Origin of the sequence: Xanthobacter sp. YC-JY1 (assembly GCF_021730305.1) — a bacterium.
Lineage (GTDB): Bacteria > Pseudomonadota > Alphaproteobacteria > Rhizobiales > Xanthobacteraceae > Xanthobacter > Xanthobacter flavus.
Genome location: NZ_CP032674.1, coordinates 2,072,931 through 2,091,239, shown reverse-complemented (window position 1 = coordinate 2,091,239; position 18,309 = coordinate 2,072,931). Strand labels below are relative to the sequence as shown.

16 protein-coding genes are annotated in these 18,309 nt (G+C 68.2%); 6 read left to right on the top strand and 10 right to left on the bottom strand.

Annotated elements, in window-relative coordinates:
• Nucleotides 1-225: 225 nt before the first annotated feature.
• Nucleotides 226-1,377, bottom strand: coding sequence for a polysaccharide biosynthesis/export family protein (locus D7006_RS09795; protein ID WP_169121097.1), 1,152 nt, complete (start codon nucleotides 1,375-1,377; stop codon nucleotides 226-228).
• A 317-nt stretch (nucleotides 1,378-1,694) separates the two neighbouring features.
• Complete coding sequence (locus D7006_RS09790; RefSeq protein WP_237356453.1) at nucleotides 1,695-2,453, bottom strand: metallophosphoesterase family protein; 759 nt, start codon at nucleotides 2,451-2,453, stop codon at nucleotides 1,695-1,697.
• Nucleotides 2,454-2,623: 170 nt separating this feature from the next.
• Between D7006_RS09790 and cbiB the strand changes: the two genes are divergently transcribed.
• On the top strand, nucleotides 2,624-3,589 hold the full coding sequence (gene cbiB, locus D7006_RS09785; RefSeq protein ID WP_237356452.1) for an adenosylcobinamide-phosphate synthase CbiB: 966 nt from the start codon (nucleotides 2,624-2,626) through the stop codon (nucleotides 3,587-3,589).
• Between the two features lie 4 nt (nucleotides 3,590-3,593).
• Here cbiB and D7006_RS09780 read toward each other — a convergent pair whose 3' ends face one another.
• The 8 genes from D7006_RS09780 to D7006_RS09745 form a co-directional block, all read right to left on the bottom strand.
• Nucleotides 3,594-5,048 (bottom strand): cobyric acid synthase, encoded by a 1,455-nt coding sequence (locus D7006_RS09780; RefSeq protein ID WP_237356451.1) that lies wholly within the window; start codon nucleotides 5,046-5,048, stop codon nucleotides 3,594-3,596.
• A complete protein-coding gene (gene cobO / locus D7006_RS09775) occupies nucleotides 5,048-5,617 on the bottom strand; it encodes a cob(I)yrinic acid a,c-diamide adenosyltransferase (RefSeq protein WP_237356887.1) in 570 nt (189 codons plus the stop codon). Before cobO ends, D7006_RS09780 begins: the two co-directional genes overlap by 1 nt.
• A gap of 59 nt (nucleotides 5,618-5,676) precedes the next feature.
• Entirely contained in the window at nucleotides 5,677-6,228 is a 552-nt protein-coding gene (cobU, locus tag D7006_RS09770; RefSeq protein ID WP_237356450.1) for a bifunctional adenosylcobinamide kinase/adenosylcobinamide-phosphate guanylyltransferase, read from the bottom strand.
• A gap of 845 nt (nucleotides 6,229-7,073) precedes the next feature.
• Nucleotides 7,074-8,087 carry an ADP-glyceromanno-heptose 6-epimerase gene (gene rfaD / locus D7006_RS09765; protein ID WP_237356449.1) on the bottom strand — a complete coding sequence of 338 codons (1,014 nt, stop codon included), beginning with the start codon at nucleotides 8,085-8,087 and terminating at the stop codon, nucleotides 7,074-7,076.
• An 88-nt stretch (nucleotides 8,088-8,175) separates the two neighbouring features.
• Complete coding sequence (gene waaC, locus D7006_RS09760; protein WP_237356448.1) at nucleotides 8,176-9,186, bottom strand: lipopolysaccharide heptosyltransferase I; 1,011 nt, start codon at nucleotides 9,184-9,186, stop codon at nucleotides 8,176-8,178.
• Complete coding sequence (waaF, locus tag D7006_RS09755; RefSeq protein ID WP_237356447.1) at nucleotides 9,183-10,205, bottom strand: lipopolysaccharide heptosyltransferase II; 1,023 nt, start codon at nucleotides 10,203-10,205, stop codon at nucleotides 9,183-9,185. The genes waaC and waaF overlap by 4 nt, the downstream gene beginning before the upstream one ends.
• 100 nt (nucleotides 10,206-10,305) lie before the next feature.
• On the bottom strand, nucleotides 10,306-10,779 hold the full coding sequence (locus D7006_RS09750) for a phasin (RefSeq protein WP_169121104.1): 474 nt from the start codon (nucleotides 10,777-10,779) through the stop codon (nucleotides 10,306-10,308).
• Between the two features lie 243 nt (nucleotides 10,780-11,022).
• Entirely contained in the window at nucleotides 11,023-11,565 is a 543-nt protein-coding gene (locus D7006_RS09745; RefSeq protein WP_169121105.1) for a phasin family protein, read from the bottom strand.
• A gap of 203 nt (nucleotides 11,566-11,768) precedes the next feature.
• Here D7006_RS09745 and D7006_RS09740 point away from each other — a divergent pair, with 203 nt between their 5' ends.
• The 5 genes from D7006_RS09740 to D7006_RS09720 all read left to right on the top strand — a co-directional run bounded on the left by D7006_RS09740 (nucleotide 11,769) and on the right by D7006_RS09720 (nucleotide 18,204).
• Nucleotides 11,769-14,159: a PAS domain-containing protein gene (locus tag D7006_RS09740; protein ID WP_237356446.1), complete on the top strand. Its 2,391-nt coding sequence runs from the start codon at nucleotides 11,769-11,771 to the stop codon at nucleotides 14,157-14,159.
• Between the two features lie 202 nt (nucleotides 14,160-14,361).
• Nucleotides 14,362-14,595: a bacterioferritin-associated ferredoxin gene (locus D7006_RS09735; RefSeq protein WP_081762651.1), complete on the top strand. Its 234-nt coding sequence runs from the start codon at nucleotides 14,362-14,364 to the stop codon at nucleotides 14,593-14,595.
• 127 nt (nucleotides 14,596-14,722) lie between these two features.
• Nucleotides 14,723-15,205 carry a bacterioferritin gene (gene bfr / locus D7006_RS09730; protein ID WP_169121107.1) on the top strand — a complete coding sequence of 161 codons (483 nt, stop codon included), beginning with the start codon at nucleotides 14,723-14,725 and terminating at the stop codon, nucleotides 15,203-15,205.
• A 245-nt stretch (nucleotides 15,206-15,450) separates the two neighbouring features.
• Nucleotides 15,451-16,476, top strand: coding sequence for an extracellular solute-binding protein (locus D7006_RS09725; RefSeq protein WP_237356445.1), 1,026 nt, complete (start codon nucleotides 15,451-15,453; stop codon nucleotides 16,474-16,476).
• Nucleotides 16,477-16,482: 6 nt separating this feature from the next.
• Nucleotides 16,483-18,204 carry an iron ABC transporter permease gene (locus D7006_RS09720; RefSeq protein ID WP_237356444.1) on the top strand — a complete coding sequence of 574 codons (1,722 nt, stop codon included), beginning with the start codon at nucleotides 16,483-16,485 and terminating at the stop codon, nucleotides 18,202-18,204.
• The last annotated feature ends 105 nt before the right edge of the window (nucleotides 18,205-18,309 follow it).

Genomic DNA, 18,309 nt, shown 5'->3' with positions numbered 1-18,309 from the left:
CGCGCCCTCACCCTTCCAACGCGGTATGTCGCGGGGCCATTTCGCCCTTCGGGACCGAAACATAGCGCGCCCGCGCGACGCGACGCAAAATTGCCGGCCGAGCGCCTCCCGCCAAGTCACGCCGCAAAAGAAAATGGTCACGCCGCAAAAAGAAAATGCCCCGGCACCGGCCGGGGCATTTTCATGTCTGGAGAGGCCCCGCCGCCTTCGTGGCGGCGGAAATCCTCAGTTCACGCCGTAGAGGTTGGCGTTGGTGTTGGTCATGCTTTCCACGGTCAGCGCGCCGAGGAGCACGAGGTTCAGGAACTTCGTGAGTTCCACCGAACCGGCGTTGCCGATGTAGAGGACGTCCTTGTCCCGCATCGGCACCTTGGTGGAGAGCAGGTAGCCCGTCGGCTCGCGGAAATTCACCTGATAGATGGTGGCGATCCGCTTCTCGGGGAGGTTCGAGACGTCCACGCCCATCCGCTCGAGCGTGGTGCGGTTCTCGATGCGGAACAGGAAGGCCGACTGCGGGTCCGCCTGCGCGTCCACAAGGCCCGACGCCTTGGCCACCGCCTCGCTGAGGCTGATGGCGTCGTTGTCGAAGTTGAACTGCCCCTGCTTGCCGGTCGCGCCGAAGGCCAGGAAGGTCCGCGGGCGGCTGAAGATGTAGATGGTGTCTTCCGGCTGCAGATAGACGTTGTTCGCGGGCTCACGCACCAGACGGTTGAAGCTGATGGTCGCCTCGCGACCGCCGCGCTGGAGGGTCACGAACAGGTCGTAGCCCTTGCTGGAGGTGGCGCCACCGCGGCTCACGGCGTCAAGCACGCGCTCGCCCGTGGGGGTGAGGGGGAAACGCACCGGCGCGCTCACTTCGCCGATGACCGTCACCGAATTGGAGCGCTGGGACTTCACCGAGACCACCGCCTGGGGCTCGATGGCGCGATTGCGCAGGCGCTCGACGATTTCCTTCTCCACCTGCGCGGGCTGCAGGCCGGCCGCCCTCACCTGCCCGGCATAGGGCACAGAGATGTTGCCGTTGACGTCCACCGTCTGGGTGGGGATGTCGACGAAGTTACCAGCGCGCGAGGCCGCCTCGGCGGGGATGAAGAGACCGCCCGAGGAAGCTTCGAAGATCGACACGCCGACGATGTCGCCTACGCCGATCTTGATGTCCGGCACCGGACGGCGATCGTTGCGGAACGTGCCGATCAGGCCCTGGGAATCCATCGTCGAGAGCACGCTGACCACCTGGGCGGTCAACGGCACGAGCTTGTAGCTCAGGCCATCGGTGTCCTGCGTCGCGGGATTGGTCACCTCGACCGAATAGGGCCCGGAGGCGGGAAGGAGATTGCAGCCGGCCAATGCGACAGACACGGCGACGGATACGGCCATCCCCGTCACGCGACGGAACCGTCCAAGCCAATTTTCGGTGGCAAAATGCACTGCCAGAGCCCCCGTGGGATACGTGCTTCTACCTAACACGCAGGGGCCGGAGGGCATATTGCAGAGCAACACAGAAATGGCTCAACGACGCCGTTTCTACCCCCTATGTGACTCATCGGCCACACGGAAAACCGTACTAAGGTAGGGGCAGCGCGAGCTGTAAAGGTTAATGCTGCCAATGGCCTGATAGTCTCGCTTTTTGCAAGCGGCGACGCGGCTGCGACTCAGCGATCGTGCGCGATTGCAACGCAGCGCTACCGTCGCGCTCAGGTTGCGATAAGGAAGCGATCCGCACCTTCGAGCACCAGGCAGGTCAGATGGCCGGTGGCATAGGCGCCGGTGTCGATGTTGATCCGGTTGCTCAGCACTTCCGGGTCCTTCATAGGCGTGTGCCCGTGGACGACGCAGTGGCCGAACCAATCCGGATGATCCAGGAACTCGCGCCGGATCCACATCATGTCCTCGCGGCTCTGCTCTTCCAGCGGGATGCCCGGGCGCAGGCCGGCATGGACGAACACATAGTCCCCGCAGACGAAAAAACTGGTGAGCTTGCGCAGGAACGAGATGTGCTCGGCGGGCACCGCAGCGCGCCACTCATTCCAGAGCCTGGCCTCATCCGCACCGGCGGCGGGACGCACATAGGAGAAGACGGTCTCAAGCCCGCCCATGCGCAGCCAGCGCGAGAAGGACTCCTGCGACAGCAGGGACTCGAGCATCACCGCTTCATGGTTGCCGGAGATGCAGATCGCCTTGCGATCCTTCTGCCGCTGCAGCAGCGCATCCAGCACGCCGGACGACTGCGCGCCGCGATCCACATAGTCGCCGAGATAGACCTCGACGCAGTCGGGGCCGGGGTGAGCGGCCATGTCCTCGTCGATGGCGGCTTGGAGCGCAGTGAGCAGGTCAAGGCGGCCGTGGACGTCGCCGACGGCATAGATGCGCATATGGTCCGGGACGAGCGGAATGGCCGGGTCGCGAAAGTGTTCTGTCACGGTGCTGTTCGGGCGGATCTTCAGCATCGTCATGTCCGCAACATCCCTGCTGGTGTCAATGCCCCCGCACGAACCACTGGTAAGCCCCTAATATAACGCACGAGTTCGATTCTGGCGATCTTTTAGTTGCAATGCAACAATAACAACTCAGGTATCACGCGAGCGGTGCAATATTTTTCCGCAGTGCGGTAGCGGGGGAGAGAATGGCCTTTGACGTCGCGGCACTGGCGGTCCTTTTCGAGGTGCTGCTGGGGTATCCGGCTGCGCTGGTGCGGCGGATCGGCCATCCGGTGATCTGGATCGGCCGCCTCATCCTCTTTCTCGACCGCCGGCTGAACCGCCCGGGATTCGCCCCCGGCCGTCGGCGGCTGATGGGTGTGGTGACGGTCGTGCTGGTGCTCGCGGCGGCCGCCCTGCCGGCCCTCGCGTTGGAGGCGCTGCTGCGTCCCCTCCCCTTCGGGCTGCTCATTCTCGGCCTCGCCGGATCGAGCCTCATCGCGCAGCGGTCCCTGCATTGGCACGTGGCGCGGGTTGCCGACGCGCTGGAGACCGGCAGCCTTGATGCCGCGCGCGAAGCCGTCGGCCATATCGTCGGCCGCGATCCGCAGACGCTGGACGCCTCGGGCGTCGCCCGCGCCTCCATCGAAAGCCTCGCCGAGAATTTCTCCGATGGCGTGGTGGCCCCGACCCTCTGGCTGAGCGTGGCCGGCCTTGCGGGGGGCGCCGCCTACAAGGCGCTCAACACCGCCGACAGTATGATCGGACACCTCACGGAGCGTCACGCCGCCTTCGGCTGGGCCGCCGCGCGGGCAGACGACTACGTGAACCTGCCCGCCTCGCGCCTCGCCGGAATGCTCATCATCGCCGGCGCCGCGCTCACGCCCGGCGCCAATCCCCGCCATTCCCACCGCGCCATGCTGCGCGACGCCCCGCGCCACCGTTCGCCCAATGCGGGCTGGCCGGAAGCGGCGATGGCGGGGGCGCTCGGGCTGCAGCTCAACGGCCCGAAGGTCTATGCCGGCGTTCTCACCCAGGACGCCTATATGGGCGACGGCCGGCGCGAGGCCACGGCGCAGGACGTGCGGATGGCGCTGAAGGTCTACCGCCGGGCGGACGCGCTCATGATCCTGCTGGTGCTCGCCGGCGCGGCCGTCGGCCTGATGGTCTGAGGGGTCAGCGCGCCAGCGTGAGCAGACGGTCGAGATCGAGATGCGTGGCGAGATGGACTGCCAGCGCATCCAGCGTCGCCTCAACGCCGTCCTCATAGGCGATGCCGCCGCCCTCCCCGCCCAGTCGGCCGAGCACGGACGCGCGGAAGGCATCGGAGGCGAAAAGGCCGTGTACATAGGTGCCGGCGACAAGGCCCGAGGCCGAGCGCGCGCCTTCCGGCCGCCCATCGGCGAGATGGCCGAAGGGCCGATCGCAATCGGCGCCGTGGGTTGCGCCCATATGCATCTCGTAGCCGTGGAAGGGGGCGCCCTCGGCGGTGCCGCTCACCTCCTCCAGCCGCTTCTCGCCGGTCAGCACCGTATGGACATCGAGCAAGCCAAGGCCGCGGGCGATGCTGGCCTCGCCCTCCACGCCATCGGGATCGGCGATGGTCCGGCCGAGCATCTGGTAACCGCCGCACAGGCCAAGCACCGCCCCACCACGCCGTGCGAAGGCGAGAATGTCATGGTGCAGGCCGCCGGCCTTCAGCGCCGTAAGGTCTGCAATGGTCGCCTTGGAGCCGATCATCAGCACCAGATCGGTATCGAGCGGCAGGCTCTCGTGCGGGCGGATGCGCCGCACCTCGACGCCCGGCTCGGCATCGAGCGGATCGAGATCGTCGAAATTGGAGACGTGGGGCAGGATCGGCACGGCGATGCGCAGCCGGGCCCCGGCCTTGGGCGGCGGCGGCGCCGACAGGGCGAGGGCATCCTCCGCCGGCAGGCGGGCCGCATTGGGAAAGTGCGGCACGAGGCCGAGGGCGTCCCAGCCGGTGAGGCGAGCGATCAGATCCATGCCGGAGGCGAACAGCGCCGGGTCGCCCCGGAAGCGGTTGACGATGAAGCCGCGGATCATGGCCGCATCGGCCGGGTCGATCACCGCCTTCGTCCCGGCAAGGCTGGCAATGACGCCGCCCCGGTCGATGTCGCCGATTAGCACCACCGGCACGTCCGCCGCCCGGGCGAAGCCCATGTTGGCAATGTCCGCCGCGCGCAGATTGACCTCGGAGGCGCTGCCCGCCCCTTCCACCAGCACGAGGTCGGCCTCGCCCTTCAGACGGGCGAAGCTGTCCAGCACGGCGGGCATGAGCGTCGGCTTGAGGGACTGGTAGGCGGCGGCCTTGGCGGTGCCATGGACCTGCCCCTGCACCACCACCTGCGCGCCGGTCTCGCCCTGCGGCTTCAGCAGCACGGGGTTCATATGCACGCTCGCGCGCACCCGCGCGGCCCGCGCCTGCAGCGCCTGCGCGCGGCCGATCTCCCCGCCGTCCGCCGTCACGGCTGCATTGTTGGACATGTTCTGCGGCTTGAAGGGCCGCACCTTGAGACCGCGCAGGGTGAAGGCGCGGGCAAGGCCGGCGACGATGAGGGACTTGCCCACATCCGAGCCGGTGCCCTGGAACATCAGCGCGCGCGCCATCAGAACTCAATGCCCGGCTGCGCCTTCACCCCGGCGGCGAAATGGTGCTTCACCAGCCCCATCTCGGTCACGAGGTCGGCTGCGGCGAGAAGCTCGGGCTTCGCATTGCGCCCGGTGACGACCACATGCAGGCCGGGACGCCGCGCCGCGAGGGTGGCCACTACCTCGGCGAGGTCGAGATAGTCGTAGCGCAGGGCAATGTTCAGTTCGTCGAGGACGAGGAGGGAGATGGTCTCGTCCGCCATCAGCTCGCGCGCCTTGCCAAAGGCGCGGGCGGCGGCGGCCTTGTCTCGGGCGAGATCCTGTGTCTCCCAGGTGAAGCCCTCGCCCATGGTGTGCCAGCTCACCCGATCACCGAAGGCCTGGAAGGCGTCCTGCTCGCCGGTCTGCCAGGCGCCCTTGATGAACTGCACCACGCCGACCCGTCCGCCACGCCCCAGCATCCGCAAGGCAAGGCCGAAGGCGGCCGTACTCTTGCCCTTGCCGGGGCCGGTATGGACCACGAGCAGGCCCTTCTCGATGGTCTTCTCGGCCACCTCCTTGTCCTGAACCGCCTTGCGCTTCTCCATCTTGGCGCGATGGCGGGCGGCGGCCTCGTCTTCGGCCGGGGACGGGGGGACGGGATCGCTCACGGGGTTACGTCCTTCACGGTCAGGGGCAGGGCGGCCACCACCAGCACCACCTTGCGGGCGCGGGCGGCGAGGCGCTGGTTGAGGAGGCCCGCGGCGTCGCGGAAGCGGCGGGCCAGGGCATTGTCGGGGACGATGCCGAAGCCGACCTCGTTGGCGACGCAGATGGTCGGCCCAGGCCGGGCGACGAGGGCGGCCTCCAGCGCCGCCGCCTCGGCGTCGAGGTCGTGGTCGGCGAGGAGATGGTTGGTGAGCCAAAGGGTGAGGCAATCCACCAGCACCGGCCGATCCGGCGGGAGCGCGCCGAGCGCGGCGGCGAGATCGAACGGCGCCTCCACGGTCTCCCACCCTGCGCCTCGGCGGCCGCGATGCAGCGCGACGCGCGCCTCCATCTCCGGGTCAGGCTGCCCGCCATAGCCGAGCTGGGCTGTGGCGACATAGGTCCAGGGGCCGGGATGGCGCACGGTCTCGCCTTCCGCGAACCGGCTTTTGCCGGAGCGCGCGCCGCCGAGGACGAGAACGAGTTCGGGAGCCGACGTAGCCTCCGCCATCAGGCGCGCACCATGACCGGCACGCTTGGGCACCGGCGTGAGGCGCGGCTCGCACGGCCGGACCGGCATAGTCCCATCACGACTCCTCCACCGCCACCTCCGGCGAAACAGCCGCGACTATAGGCATGGGTCCCCCGCCCGCAAACCGACAGACGGTGAAGGCTGGGCGCCGGGATACCTCCGCACCGCCACGACCGCACCGCTCCCATCCATATCGCCGGATGGGGCAGGGAAGGCTTCGCGGCCCCTTCGTGGCGCATCGCGCGCATCGCAAGTCACTTTAAGAAAGTAGAATTTTTCATATAAATCAATTATTTATTGTTAATGTTTAATGTTATCTTACATGGCTGGGCGCGAAAGGCCTCGCGCGAAATTTCAATTTCATTATTAAAAACAATTGATTATCGAGTAATGATGCCAATGTACGGTTTTAAAATACCACTTAACATAATGCATTAACACATCCATTTATTCCAGTATCATATTGATAAATAATGATTTTTTGATTAAAGGAAAATATTCCTGCACTCGCCGCCGCTCGCCGGGTGGCAAGAGAGACGCACCCTCCCCTCCTGCTTTCCGTTTTGCCGGGATGACTGCTGGTATATCTGCAATTTGGCTGGGCCATTGAGGCTCCGGCCATTGCCCGCGCTGTCGCGGCGTTGCGTACCAACGCTGCAAGCGCTTACAGTAGAGCGCGACCGCTTGTATTCGCGGGCCGCCGCGATGTGACGCGCAAAACGGCGCCGCCACTGCCCCTGACGGCACCCATATACCGATATTCAGGTGTCAGTTCTTGCGAAACGGGGGCCCGTTCCGGCGCCCGTAAGGCCGAGCCGCCGCTCTCACCCTGCCGTGTTGCGCGGCTTGAGGTGGCGGTTCACATAGGTCGAAACACCGTCTTCCAGCGAGGTGAACGGCCGGGTGAAGCCGGCCGCGCGCAGCTTGGAGACGTCGGCCTGGGTGAAATACTGGTAGGCCTTCTGCAGGCTCTCCGGCATGTCCACATAGGTGATGTTCGGCGCCTTGCCGAGCGCGGTGAACACGGCCGTCGCGAGATCCGCGAAGGAGCGGGCCTCCCCGGTGCCCACATTGAAGATGCCGGACACGTCCGGGCTCTCCAGCAGCCAACGCACCACCTCCACGCAGTCGCCCACATAGACGAAGTCGCGCAGCTGCCCGCCGTCCGTGTAGCGCGGGTCGTGGGACTTGAAGAGCGTCACGCTCTCCCCCGCCTCGGCGTTCGGATAGATCTTGTGGACCACCGAGCGCATGTCGCCCTTGTGGGCCTCGCCGGGTCCGTACACGTTGAAGAAGCGCAGGCCCGCAAACTGCGGCGGCCGGGGCCGGCCTTCGGTGATATCCGCCATGATGCGGCGGTCCACGAACAGCTTCGACCAGCCATAGGGATTGAGCGGCGCGAGCGCGGCGAGATCGTCCCCCGCCTCGGAATCGCGGAAGCCCTGGGTGCCGTCGCCATAGGTCGCGGCCGAGGAGGCGAAGATCAGACCCAGCGCCTTCTGCGCGCACAGGTCCCACAGGTCCAGCGTCGCGCGGATGTTGCGGGCGACGATCTTGTCGGCGTCGCGCTCGGTGGTGGCGGAAATGGCGCCCATGTGGACCACCGCGGCGAGCCGCCCGCCTTCCTTCTCCACGAAGTCGTTGATCGTCTCGGGACGGATCACGTCATGGAGCGGGATGTCGGAGATGTTGCGCCATTTGGGGCCGTCTTCCAGCCAGTCGGCCACCACCACGCGATAGCCGTCCTCCGCCGCCGCGCGGGCGATATTGGAGCCGATGAAGCCCGCGCCGCCGGTGACGAGCAGAAGGTCACGACTCAACGCCACCGATCGGGTCATAGCGGGCATCCCATCCAGTCCATCGGACGCAGGGTGTGCCACCCCGCCGATACCTTGTCCATCTCGACCATTGCCGAAGCCGCCAGTATCAGGCTGCCGCGCTCAACCTCCCGAGCGCCTGCCAGACCTCGGCGGCGGAGATGTCGGAAAGGCAGGGTGGCCCCTCGATGGTCGCGGGCGCGATGCGGCAGCGGGCCTTCTCGCAGGGCGCACAGTCGCGACGCGCCTTCAGCTCCACGACGCGCGAGCCGAACAGGCCGGTCAGCACCGGGTTGGTGGGTCCATAAAGACCGACGGTCGGCACCCCATAGGCCGCGGCGAGATGGCCGAGGCCGGTGTCCACCGTCACGACGCCCACCGCTCCGGCGATCTGCGGGGCGAGCCCCTCCAGCCCCTGGGGCGGCAGCAGGCGCACGTTGTCCTTCCCAGCGGCGATGGCCTCGGCGCGGGCACGCTCTTCGGTGCCGTGGGCGAACAGGCGCACCTCCACCCCCGCCTCACCCGCCAGCCCCGCCAAGGCGCGCCAGCCGTCGAGGGTCCACGTCTTGGTCGGCCACGTGGTGCCGTGCAGGAAGACGAGATAGGGCACGCCGCCGGGAGCCGGCCGCAGGCCCGTGTCGGCGGGCAGATCATCGAGCCGATAGCCTAGGGCCGCCGCGAAAAGCTTCCGGAGGCGCACCGCCATGTGCTCCACCTCGGGCACATGGTGGCGCGCGCCATAAAGGAGGCTTGCCAGCCCTTCGCGCGCGCTCGCCTTGTCGAAACCGTGGCGCGGGCCGCGGGCCAGCGTCGCCGCGGCGGCACTCTTCATCAGCCCCTGGCCATCGATGACGAGATCATAAGGCTCGGCCGCCAGCGCCCCGCGCACGCGCCCCACCTCCCCGCCCGAAAGCGCGGCGAACGGCCGGCGCAGCATGCGGCGGAGCGGAACGGTGATGGTGCGGCGGACGGCGGGATGGAGCCGGGCGACCGGTGCGAAGGCCTCCTCCACCGCCCAGTCCACGGTGAGGCCGGGCACGCGGGCGGCGGCATCCGTCAGCGCGGGGAAGGTGTGGACCACGTCCCCCAGCGACGACAGCTTCACCAGCAGCAGCTTCATCGGCGCATTTGCTCGGCCGCGGCCAGCACGTCCTCTGCGGCGATGCCTTCGAGGCACGCCAGCGTCTTCAGCGGGCATTCCCGCTTGTGGCAGGGCCGGCACGGCAGGTCGCGGGAGACCACGCGGGCGAAGGGCGAGGCCGGGGGCGTCATCTTCTCGGATGACGCGCCGTAGATCACGACCAACTTGCGGTCGAAGGCGCCGGCGATGTGCATCAGGCCGGAATCGTTGGAAATCACCACGTCCGCCCCGGCGAGGATGGCGGCGGCCTCGAAGAGGGTGGTGCGGCCGACGAGATTGTCCACCGGCACGCCGGCCGAGGCCTCGATGGCGTCCGCCGCGTCGGCATCCTTGGGCGAGCCGAGGATACGGATGCGATAGCCCTCCTTCACCGCCAGCGCGGCAAGCGCCGCGAACTTCGCCGCCGGCCAACGCTTGGCCGGCCCGTACTCGGCACCCGGGCACAGCACCATCACCGGCCCCTCGCCAGCGAGGGGGTATTTGGCGGCGGCCACGTCCACGGCGCCATCGGGCAGCATCAGCCGCGGACGCGGCGCGCGGGCGATGGAGCCCGGTGGCAGGCCGAGCGCGACGAAGCGATCCAGCGTGCGGGCGGTCTTGCGATCGGGGTCGGGGCGGGCGTCGGTGAGAAGCGCGCTGCGCAGTTCGGCGCGATAGCCCACGCGCTCGGGAATCTCGGCGGCGAGCGGAACGATGGCGGCCTTGAAGGCCCGCGGCAGGATGATCGCCTTGCCGTAGCCTTCGCCGCGCAGGGCGCGGCCGGCTTTCCAGCGGGCGAGAAGGCCGAGCTCGCCATGGCCCAGCCCCAGCGGGATGGTGCGGCGAACGCCGGGGATCATGCGGGCGACGGGAAGGGAGGCGGGCGGCGCCAGCACATCGATGGGCCGGCCGGGCTCGCGCAGGCGCAGCACGTCCACAAGGCTCGCCGCCATAACCATGTCACCGACCCACGAGGGGCCGACGAGCAGGAGCGGCGATACGGAACCGAGGGCACGCATGCGAAAACTCGCGGGGTGGAACGCCCCGCGTCATGACAAGGCGGACCCGCCGCGTCAAGCACGCTGGCCCGGACGCGGCGGTCGTTGATGGAGCGAAGGCTCAGGCGGCCGGACGGATCGTCTTCTCGACCGACGACTTGATCGGCTCGGACGAGTCGGCCGCGACCTTCTGCGCGAGGGCGGAGAGATCCTTGGCCTGGCCGGTCAGGGCCTCGAACTGCTTGCGCGCGTGGCCGGTGGAGAGCTCCACGGCCTCGGCGACGGTCTTGGCCGACAGCAGCGAATTGAAATAGTCGAAGGCCGAGTTCACGTTCGATTGAACCGCCTCGAGCACCTTCGCATTGTACTGGGCCACGCCCTTGGAGGCGGTGGTGCAGGTGTCCTCGAGGGCAGCGTTCACCTGCTCGGCAGCGGCCTTCAGCTTGGTGTAGTTCTCGCGGTAGGTGGCGATGCCCTTCTCGGCGATCTCGCGCACGGCCGGCGGCACTTCGACGCCCGGAACGGCATGGGTCGAGAACGCCTTTTTCGCCGCCTCGATCTGGTCCTGATAAGCCTTGATGAAGGTGTCGTTCATGTCATCCTCGGAAACGGGGCATGGCGATCCGTGCCGAGGTGTATTGCTGCAGTGCCACCAGAACGACACGCAAGGCGCAGCGCCGTGCAACGCTTGCGTTTCGAGCATTCATAGGTGAGCTGTGTTTAACCCCGACAATAGGGTTATACAGCAGTAAACGTGCAGCGCAAAATGAAATTCTGCGCTGCACAAGTCAAGCTTCCGCGACTACGGGGGTAGGTGCGGACGGGTAGAGTAATCCCGTCAGCCCTGCTGCTTGGGGTCGGTGGCCTTGGCCGCGGCGGCCTGGGCCTCGCGCACGGCCGTCTCGCCCACCGTCTTCAGGTCCTGGGCGACAGCCTGGGCGCTCTGGGCGGCGGACGCGGCGAGGGCCTTCAGCCGCTCGGCCAGAGTGCGGGCGTGCTCGTCCATGGTGCGCACGGCGTTCTCGCCGAGGGCCTTGGCGTCGTCGCCGAAGGCCTTCGCCTGCTCGGAGACGGACTTCAGCTGGTTGGTGAGGAACTCCGCCTGCAGGCTCATCATCTCCTGCGGGCTCTTGGCCGCGACCAGCTTGTGCAGGAAGTCGAAGCTCGCCTCGACGTTGGCTTCCATCAGGCCGATGGCCTTCTGGCGGAAGTCCTTGATGTTGGAGCGGACCTCCTCGATATGGCCTTCGCTCTCGCCGACCGTCTCACGCGCATTCTGGAACAGGGTCTCGAACGCCTGCCGGGCCTGCGCCACGTTCTTCTCGGCAATGGCACGCATTTCAGGCGGCAGTTCCAGCTCCGGACCGAATTTCGTCGTCATGGCCGTCTCTCCTCCGGGTGTCGGGCGGCGCAAGCCACCGCGCAGCGACCGATCTTAATCTACGGTACCGCCGCTTCGCCAATATGAATGGCAGGCGCGCGGCGAAGTTGCACTGACGTTAATCAATGGCAGCGAGAATATGAGCCGGCGGGGTGGTCCCGCCTTGGTTCACTCCTCCTCCGCAAGGTGCGATCCTGCAAACGATGACGCAGCACCACGGCAGCCCGGACGACCCGTCTCCCCTCTCCGGGGAGGGCGTGGAAGCCATCGCGTCCGCTCTTCCAGGCGCGGAGGCGGTGCTGGCGCCCCTCGCGCGGCAGGAATTCGCCTCCTTCCTCCTCGACCTCGGCTCCGGGCGTATCCTCGCGGCGACGTCGGCAGCCGCACGGCTGGCGATCGCGCCCGGCGAACCGGCACCCGAGCCGGTGACAACGGTGGCCACCCGCCTCGCCCGGCGCACCGCCGCCGGCTTCGGCGTGGCGCGGCTGCGCCTGCCCGGGGATCTCTCGCCCCGCACCCTGCGCTTTGCCGCCCTCGCTTTGCCCTCCGGCCCCGCGCTCCTCTTCGCGGACCCGGCCGCATTCGCGCCCGCTGCGCCTTCGCCGACGCTCCCGGCGGCGGCACCGGCCGTGCCGGCGGCGCTGCGCCCCCTGCTGGCCCAGCCGCTGCGCGTGACCTGGGAGAGCGATGCGGAGGGACGCCTGCGCGCGCTTTCCCCCCTGTTCGCGGCGGCGCTCGGCAGCCGCTCCGGCACCTTCCTCGGCGCGAGCTTCGCGGATCTTGAGCGTGACGGCCACCTGACCGACGCCGACGCGCTCATCGATGCCATGGCCTCGGGCGAAAGCTTCACCGAGCGCACGGCGACGGTGCCGCCGGTGGGCGTCGAATCCCCGCTCGACCTCAGTCTCGGCGGCGCGCCCCTGTTCGATGCGGAGCGCCGGCTCAGGGGCGTGCGCGGCTTCGGTATCGTGACCGCGGCGGAAGCGCCGCTGCCCCAGCCGCCGAAAGCGCCGCAGGCGAGCGCTCCTGCCCCCCAGCCCCCGGTCGCCTTCGGCCGGAATGTGGTGCCGCTCCGGCAGGGCAGCCTGTCGCCGCAGGAAAGCTCCGCCTTCCGCGAGATCGCCCGGACCCTCGCCGCCGCCATCGAGGACTGGCCGAGAATTCCGCCGGATACCGCGCCCCCCGACAATCTGGACGCCGCATACGCCGAGCCGGAGCCCCCGCCCGCCTCCGGGGATGAGGCGGAGTTGCTGGACAAGCTTCCGGTGAGCCTGCTGGTGCAGCAGGAAGGCGAGCTGGTCCACGCCAACCGGGCCTTTCTCGCCCTCACCGGCTGGAGCGGACTGGACGCACTGGCGGAGGCCGGCGGGCTTGAGCGGGTCCTCTCCCGCGAATCCGGCGCCCTCCATGTGCTGACGCCGGACGGCACCCGCCTGCCGGTGGAAGTGCGCCTCGTCGCCGCGCCATTTCTCGGCCGGCCGGCGCTGATCCACGTCATCCGCGCCCTCGACACCACCGACGACGACCGCGAGGCCCGCGCGAGCGCCCGCCGCGCGGCGCTCGACATGGTGCCCTGGCCCGTCTTCCTGCTGGAGATGGACGGCACCATCCGCCTCGCCAATTTCGCGGCGGCCGAGCGGCTGGGCTTTCCGGCCCATGATCTCGCCGGCGAACCCTTCACCACCGCCGTCGGGCCGACCGACCGCGCCGACGCCGTCGCCACCCTCGACCGCGTGCGGGACGACGGCGCCTCCGCGCAGGTCGCGCTCGCACTGCGCAATCGCGAGGGCGAGCTCCTGCCGGGGCTGGCGGCCGTGACCCGCGCCGGTGCCGAGGACCAGATCCTCTGCGTCGTCATCGGTCCGGTGCCGCAACAGCCCGAGCTGGCGCCCGTGGCGGTGCCCGAGCCGGAACCCGCGACGAACCTCCTGCCGCGCCTCGCCGGCCGCCTCCGCGCCGGACTCGAAGGCCCCATGGCGATCCTTCGCGAGGCGCCCGCCGAGGCCCTGAGCGATCCCCTGCGGGACGCGCTGAAGTCCCTCAACGCCACGCTTGATGACCTCAACGCGCTCTCCCAGCCGACTGCACCTACGGAAGCCGTCACCTGTGACGTGTCGGCGGCGGTGCGCGCCGCCGTGGCCGCGCTTCTTCCCGCTGCCCGGCGGCGACGGCTGGCGCTGCGCCTCGACGATGCCGGAGGAGTCACGGCCCAGGCCGCCGAAGCGCCGCTCGCGGACCTCGTGGCGATGCTGGTCGAAGAGGCCGTTGCGGCCACGCCGGCCGGCGGGGCGGTGGCTGTCTCGGTCTTTACCGACAACGAGGGTGACAAGGGACCGCGCACCAAGGTGCAGCTGAGCGATGCCGGCATGGGCCTTGACGCGACGGAGGCGGCCGCGGCGCTCGATCCGCTGTCCGGCCTCTCGCCGGATGACCGCTTCGCCGCGGAGGGGCGCCCGCTGCGTCTCACCCGCATGGCGGAAGCGGCACGGGCGCTGGGCGGAACCCTTGAGATTGATCCCGTCGGGATGAATCAGGCCGGCGAAGATCTCGGCCGGCGCCGCGGCATGATCGCCCGGCTCACTTTGCCGGCTTGAACGCCGGCAAACGGTGTTCAGCCACCGATCGGGTGGTATCCGCACAATGGAACAACTCCATTGTTCATCCAAAACCCTGTCCGAACGGCGCGCGACCCACCATGTCGCATATCTACGGAGTTGACGGATCCGACCGCCCTCTGCGAAAAATGTAATAGAAACAAGTTTTTAGAAGCCTTCCAAGTTAGCTTCGAGCCGCGCCATGATCGTTTGTTCATGCAACGTCTTTTCAGATCGTCAGGTGCTTGATGCACTTGCCGGAACGCCTTTGCGCTCCCCCAGCGAAGTTTATCGCTGCCTCGGCTGCTCGCCCCAGTGCGGACGCTGCGCCCGAACCATCCGCACCCTGATGGATCAGGTGCAGGCCCACGACTGCGGCGCCTGCGCCGACGAATGTCCCGTCGCGGGACTTACCGGAATGGTCGCGGCCGAATAAGCTTCCTAAAAGCACGACGAACCGCCCGGCGATGAGCCGGGCGTACCCTTGGGTACCTTGCCACCACATTAGAATTAGTCTAACGCTTAATCCAAACTAACTGTCCTTACGGCACCAGGAGCTGATGATGAAGGGCGATCCGAAGGTTATTGAATACCTCAATCGGGGCCTGCGCTCTGAGCTGACCGCCATCAATCAATATTGGCTGCATTACCGGATGCTCGACAATTGGGGCTACAAGGCGCTGGCCAAGAAGTGGCGCGCCGAGTCCATCGAGGAGATGGTGCACGCCGACAAGTTCACCGACCGCATCCTGTTCCTCGACGGCTTCCCGAACATGCAGGTGCTCGACCCCCTGCGAATCGGCCAGGACGTGAAGGAAATCCTCGACTGCGATCTCGCCGCCGAGCTCGATGCCCGCGCCCTCTACCAGGAAGCGGCCACCTACTGCCACTCGGTGAAGGACTATCCGAGCCGCGACCTCTTCGAGGAGCTGATGGCGGACGAGGAAGGCCACATCGACTTCCTCGAGACCCAGCTCGACCTCGTGTCCAAGCTCGGCCTCCAGCTCTACGCCCAGCATCACATCGGCGAGATGGACGAGGACTGATCCCTCCGCCATCCGCACGATACCGACGCAAAGCCCGGCTCTCATGCCGGGCTTTTTGTTTGGGCCGTGAACCAGATTGGAGAAAGTATAAACTGGGTGATCGCGCGGCAAAGCATTTCGGAATTAGATAATTTCCAATGTTTCCGGGCTCACACCCTTCTTCATTGACCCTTCGTAACGCCTCGGGCTAGCCAATTCTCCATAGTCTTTTCGTGCTCGTTCCGAGCCCGCGTGTGGGGATTTCAATGGGTCGCCTTCATCTCTTGCGCAGCCTTCTCGCCGGTGGCGCACTGCTTGTCGCGGCGCAGGGCGCCAGCGCCCAGCAGGTCGTCAACGTCTACACCACCCGCGAGCCCGGCCTTGCCGCCCCCCTCTTCGAGGCCTTCACCAAGGCGACGGGGATCGAGGTGAAGAGCGTATTCATCAAGGACGGCCTCGCCGAGCGGGTGAAGGCGGAGGGCGCCAGCTCCCCCGCCGACGTGCTGATGACCGTGGACGTGGGCAACCTGCTCGACGTGGTGGATGCCGGCATCACCCAGCCGGTGACCTCCCCCGCCCTCTCCGCCATTCCCGCCAACCTGCGCGACCCGGCCGGCAACTGGTATGCCCTCTCCCTGCGCGCCCGCCTCGTCTATGCGGCGAAGGACGAGGTGAAGCTCTCGGCCATCACCTACGAGGATCTGGCCGACCCCAAATGGAAGGGCAAGATCTGCATCCGCTCCGGCCAGCACCCCTACAATGTGGGGCTGGTGGCGGCCTACATCGTCCATCACGGTGAGGAGAAGGCCGAGGCCTGGCTGCGCGGCCTGAAGGCGAACCTTGCCCGCAAGCCGGCCGGCGGCGACCGAGAGGGCGCCCGCGATATCCTCGGCGGCATCTGCGATCTGGCGGTGGGCAATTCCTACTATGTGGGCCTGATGCGCTCGGGCAAGGGCGGCGCGGACCAGAAGACGTGGGGCGACGGCATCAACGTGCTGCTCCCCACCTTCCAGGGCGGCGGCACCCATGTGAACGTCTCCGGCGCCGCCGTGGCCAAGAACGCGCCCCACAAGGACGCCGCCGTGAAGCTGCTCGAATTCGCCGTCTCCCCGGAGATGCAGGCGATCTACGCCAAGCAGAACCTGGAATATCCGGTGATCGCCGCGGCCGAGGTCGATCCCATCATCGGCGCGCTGGGGCCGCTCAAGGTCGATCCCATCCCGCTGGTGGACATCGCCAAGAACCGCAAGCGCGCCAGCGAGCTTATCGACAAGGTCGGCTTCGACAACTGACGGCCGATGGCTGAGACCGCATTGACCGGCGAGCCGCGCGCGACGCGGCTCCGCCTCCCCCGCCACCTCTCCCCGCTCCTCATGGCGTCGGGATTGGTGGCTCTTTTCGTTCTGCTGCCGCTCCTCGCCCTCGCCGGCATCGCCGCGCGCGGGTCGGGAGACATGTGGCCCCACCTCATCGCCACCGTGCTGCCCGATGCGCTGGCCGAGACCGGCCTGCTGGTGCTCGGTGTCGGCGTGGTGACGCTGGTGGTGGCAGTGCCGTGCGCCTGGCTGGTGGCCACTTGCACCTTTCCCGGCCGCTCGGTGCTGGAATGGGCGCTGCTGCTGCCGCTGGCCGTGCCGGGCTACATCGTCGCCTTCTCCTATCTCGACGTGCTGCACCCCCTCGGGCCGGTGCAGGAGGCGCTGCGCGCGCTGCTGGGCATCGCCAGCCCGCGCGGCCTGCGCCTGCCGGATGTCCGCTCCACCGGCGGCTGCATTCTCGTGCTTTCGGCCGTGCTCTACCCTTACGTCTACCTCTCGGCGCGGGCGAGCTTCGTGCTGCAATCGGCGGCGGCGCTGGAAGTCGCGCGCACGCTGGGCGCCAGCCGCTGGCGCGCCTTCCTGCGCATCGGCCTGCCGCTGGCCCGCCCCGCCATCGTGGCGGGGCTGACGCTGGTGCTGCTGGAAGTGCTGGGCGATATCGGCGCTTCCGAATTCCTCGGTGTGCGCACCCTCACCGTCTCCATCTATTCCACCTGGGTGAACCGCTCGAACCTGCCGGGCGCTGCGCAGATCGCCCTCGTCATGCTCGCTCTCGTGCTGGGGCTGATCCTGCTGGAGCGCTGGGCGCGGCGCGCCCGCCGATTCGTCGCCACCGGCTCGGCCCGGCCGCAGGCGCCGCTGCGGCTGACCGGGCTACAGGGCTTCGCCGCCGCCGCCCTCTGCGCCCTGCCGGTCATGCTCGGCTTCCTCGTGCCGTTGCTGCATCTGTCCATCTCGGCCGCGCGGCGCATGGCGGAGACAGGCTTTCCCACCCGGATCCTGGGAGAAGCCGCCACCACAGCCGCCCTCGCCGCCGGCACGGTCACCCTCGGCCTCGGCCTCGGCCTGCTGGTGGCGCTCGGGCAGCGGCTGACGCGCGCCCCCCTCGCCTCCGGCTTCGCCCGGGTTGCGAGCCTCGGCTATGCGGTGCCGGGCACGGTGCTCGCGGTCGGCCTGCTCAGCCCGCTCGCCGGCTTCGACAACATGCTGGATGCCGCGATGAAGCAGGCGTTCGGCATCTCCACCGGCCTCCTGCTGTCGGGCTCCGGGGCGGCGCTGGTGATGGCGCTCGCCATCCGCTTCCTCGCCATTCCCGTCGGCGGCATCGAGGCGGGATTCGCCAAACTCTCCCCGCATCTCGACATGGCCGCCCGCAGCCTTGGCTCGTCGCAGCCGCGCACCGTGCGCCGGGTGCTGCTGCCGTTGCTGCGGCCGGCCCTCGCCACCGCCGCCCTTCTGGTGTTCGTGGACGCCATGAAGGAGCTGCCGGCCACCCTGCTGCTGCGACCGCTGGGCCTCGAAACGCTGGCCACCCACGTCTATGGCGAGGCGGCGCGGGGCACCTATGAGGACGGGGCGCTGGCGGCGCTGGTGATTCTCCTCGTCGGGTTGGGGCCGGTGATGCTCCTCGCCCGCATGTCGTCATCCGCCCTGGCCGCTTCGGCGGACGGCGCACGCGGCAGTTCCCCGGCCCGGGACTGAGCCGCCCGCCGGCACATCCCCCAGGCCATCAAAGCGACACAGAGCCCGCTAAAGGTGCGGCCACGATCCAACGTGGCCACAGGCGTCGCGCGCATCGCCCCGCCT

Excerpts from the sequence above, each read along its gene's own strand:
- D7006_RS09795 (WP_169121097.1), bottom strand. The coding sequence starts at position 1,377 with ATGGCCGTATCCGTCGCCGTGTCTGTCGCATTGGCCGGCTGCAATCTC.
- D7006_RS09790 (WP_237356453.1), bottom strand. The coding sequence starts at position 2,453 with ATGACGATGCTGAAGATCCGCCCGAACAGCACCGTGACAGAACACTTT.
- cbiB (WP_237356452.1), top strand. The coding sequence starts at position 2,624 with ATGGCCTTTGACGTCGCGGCACTGGCGGTCCTTTTCGAGGTGCTGCTG.
- D7006_RS09780 (WP_237356451.1), bottom strand. The coding sequence starts at position 5,048 with ATGGCGCGCGCGCTGATGTTCCAGGGCACCGGCTCGGATGTGGGCAAG.
- cobO (WP_237356887.1), bottom strand. The coding sequence starts at position 5,617 with ATGGAGAAGCGCAAGGCGGTTCAGGACAAGGAGGTGGCCGAGAAGACC.
- cobU (WP_237356450.1), bottom strand. The coding sequence starts at position 6,228 with ATGGCGGAGGCTACGTCGGCTCCCGAACTCGTTCTCGTCCTCGGCGGC.
- rfaD (WP_237356449.1), bottom strand. The coding sequence starts at position 8,087 with ATGACCCGATCGGTGGCGTTGAGTCGTGACCTTCTGCTCGTCACCGGC.
- waaC (WP_237356448.1), bottom strand. The coding sequence starts at position 9,186 with ATGAAGCTGCTGCTGGTGAAGCTGTCGTCGCTGGGGGACGTGGTCCAC.
- waaF (WP_237356447.1), bottom strand. The coding sequence starts at position 10,205 with ATGCGTGCCCTCGGTTCCGTATCGCCGCTCCTGCTCGTCGGCCCCTCG.
- D7006_RS09750 (WP_169121104.1), bottom strand. The coding sequence starts at position 10,779 with ATGAACGACACCTTCATCAAGGCTTATCAGGACCAGATCGAGGCGGCG.
- D7006_RS09745 (WP_169121105.1), bottom strand. The coding sequence starts at position 11,565 with ATGACGACGAAATTCGGTCCGGAGCTGGAACTGCCGCCTGAAATGCGT.
- D7006_RS09740 (WP_237356446.1), top strand. The coding sequence starts at position 11,769 with ATGACGCAGCACCACGGCAGCCCGGACGACCCGTCTCCCCTCTCCGGG.
- D7006_RS09735 (WP_081762651.1), top strand. The coding sequence starts at position 14,362 with ATGATCGTTTGTTCATGCAACGTCTTTTCAGATCGTCAGGTGCTTGAT.
- bfr (WP_169121107.1), top strand. The coding sequence starts at position 14,723 with ATGAAGGGCGATCCGAAGGTTATTGAATACCTCAATCGGGGCCTGCGC.
- D7006_RS09725 (WP_237356445.1), top strand. The coding sequence starts at position 15,451 with ATGGGTCGCCTTCATCTCTTGCGCAGCCTTCTCGCCGGTGGCGCACTG.
- D7006_RS09720 (WP_237356444.1), top strand. The coding sequence starts at position 16,483 with ATGGCTGAGACCGCATTGACCGGCGAGCCGCGCGCGACGCGGCTCCGC.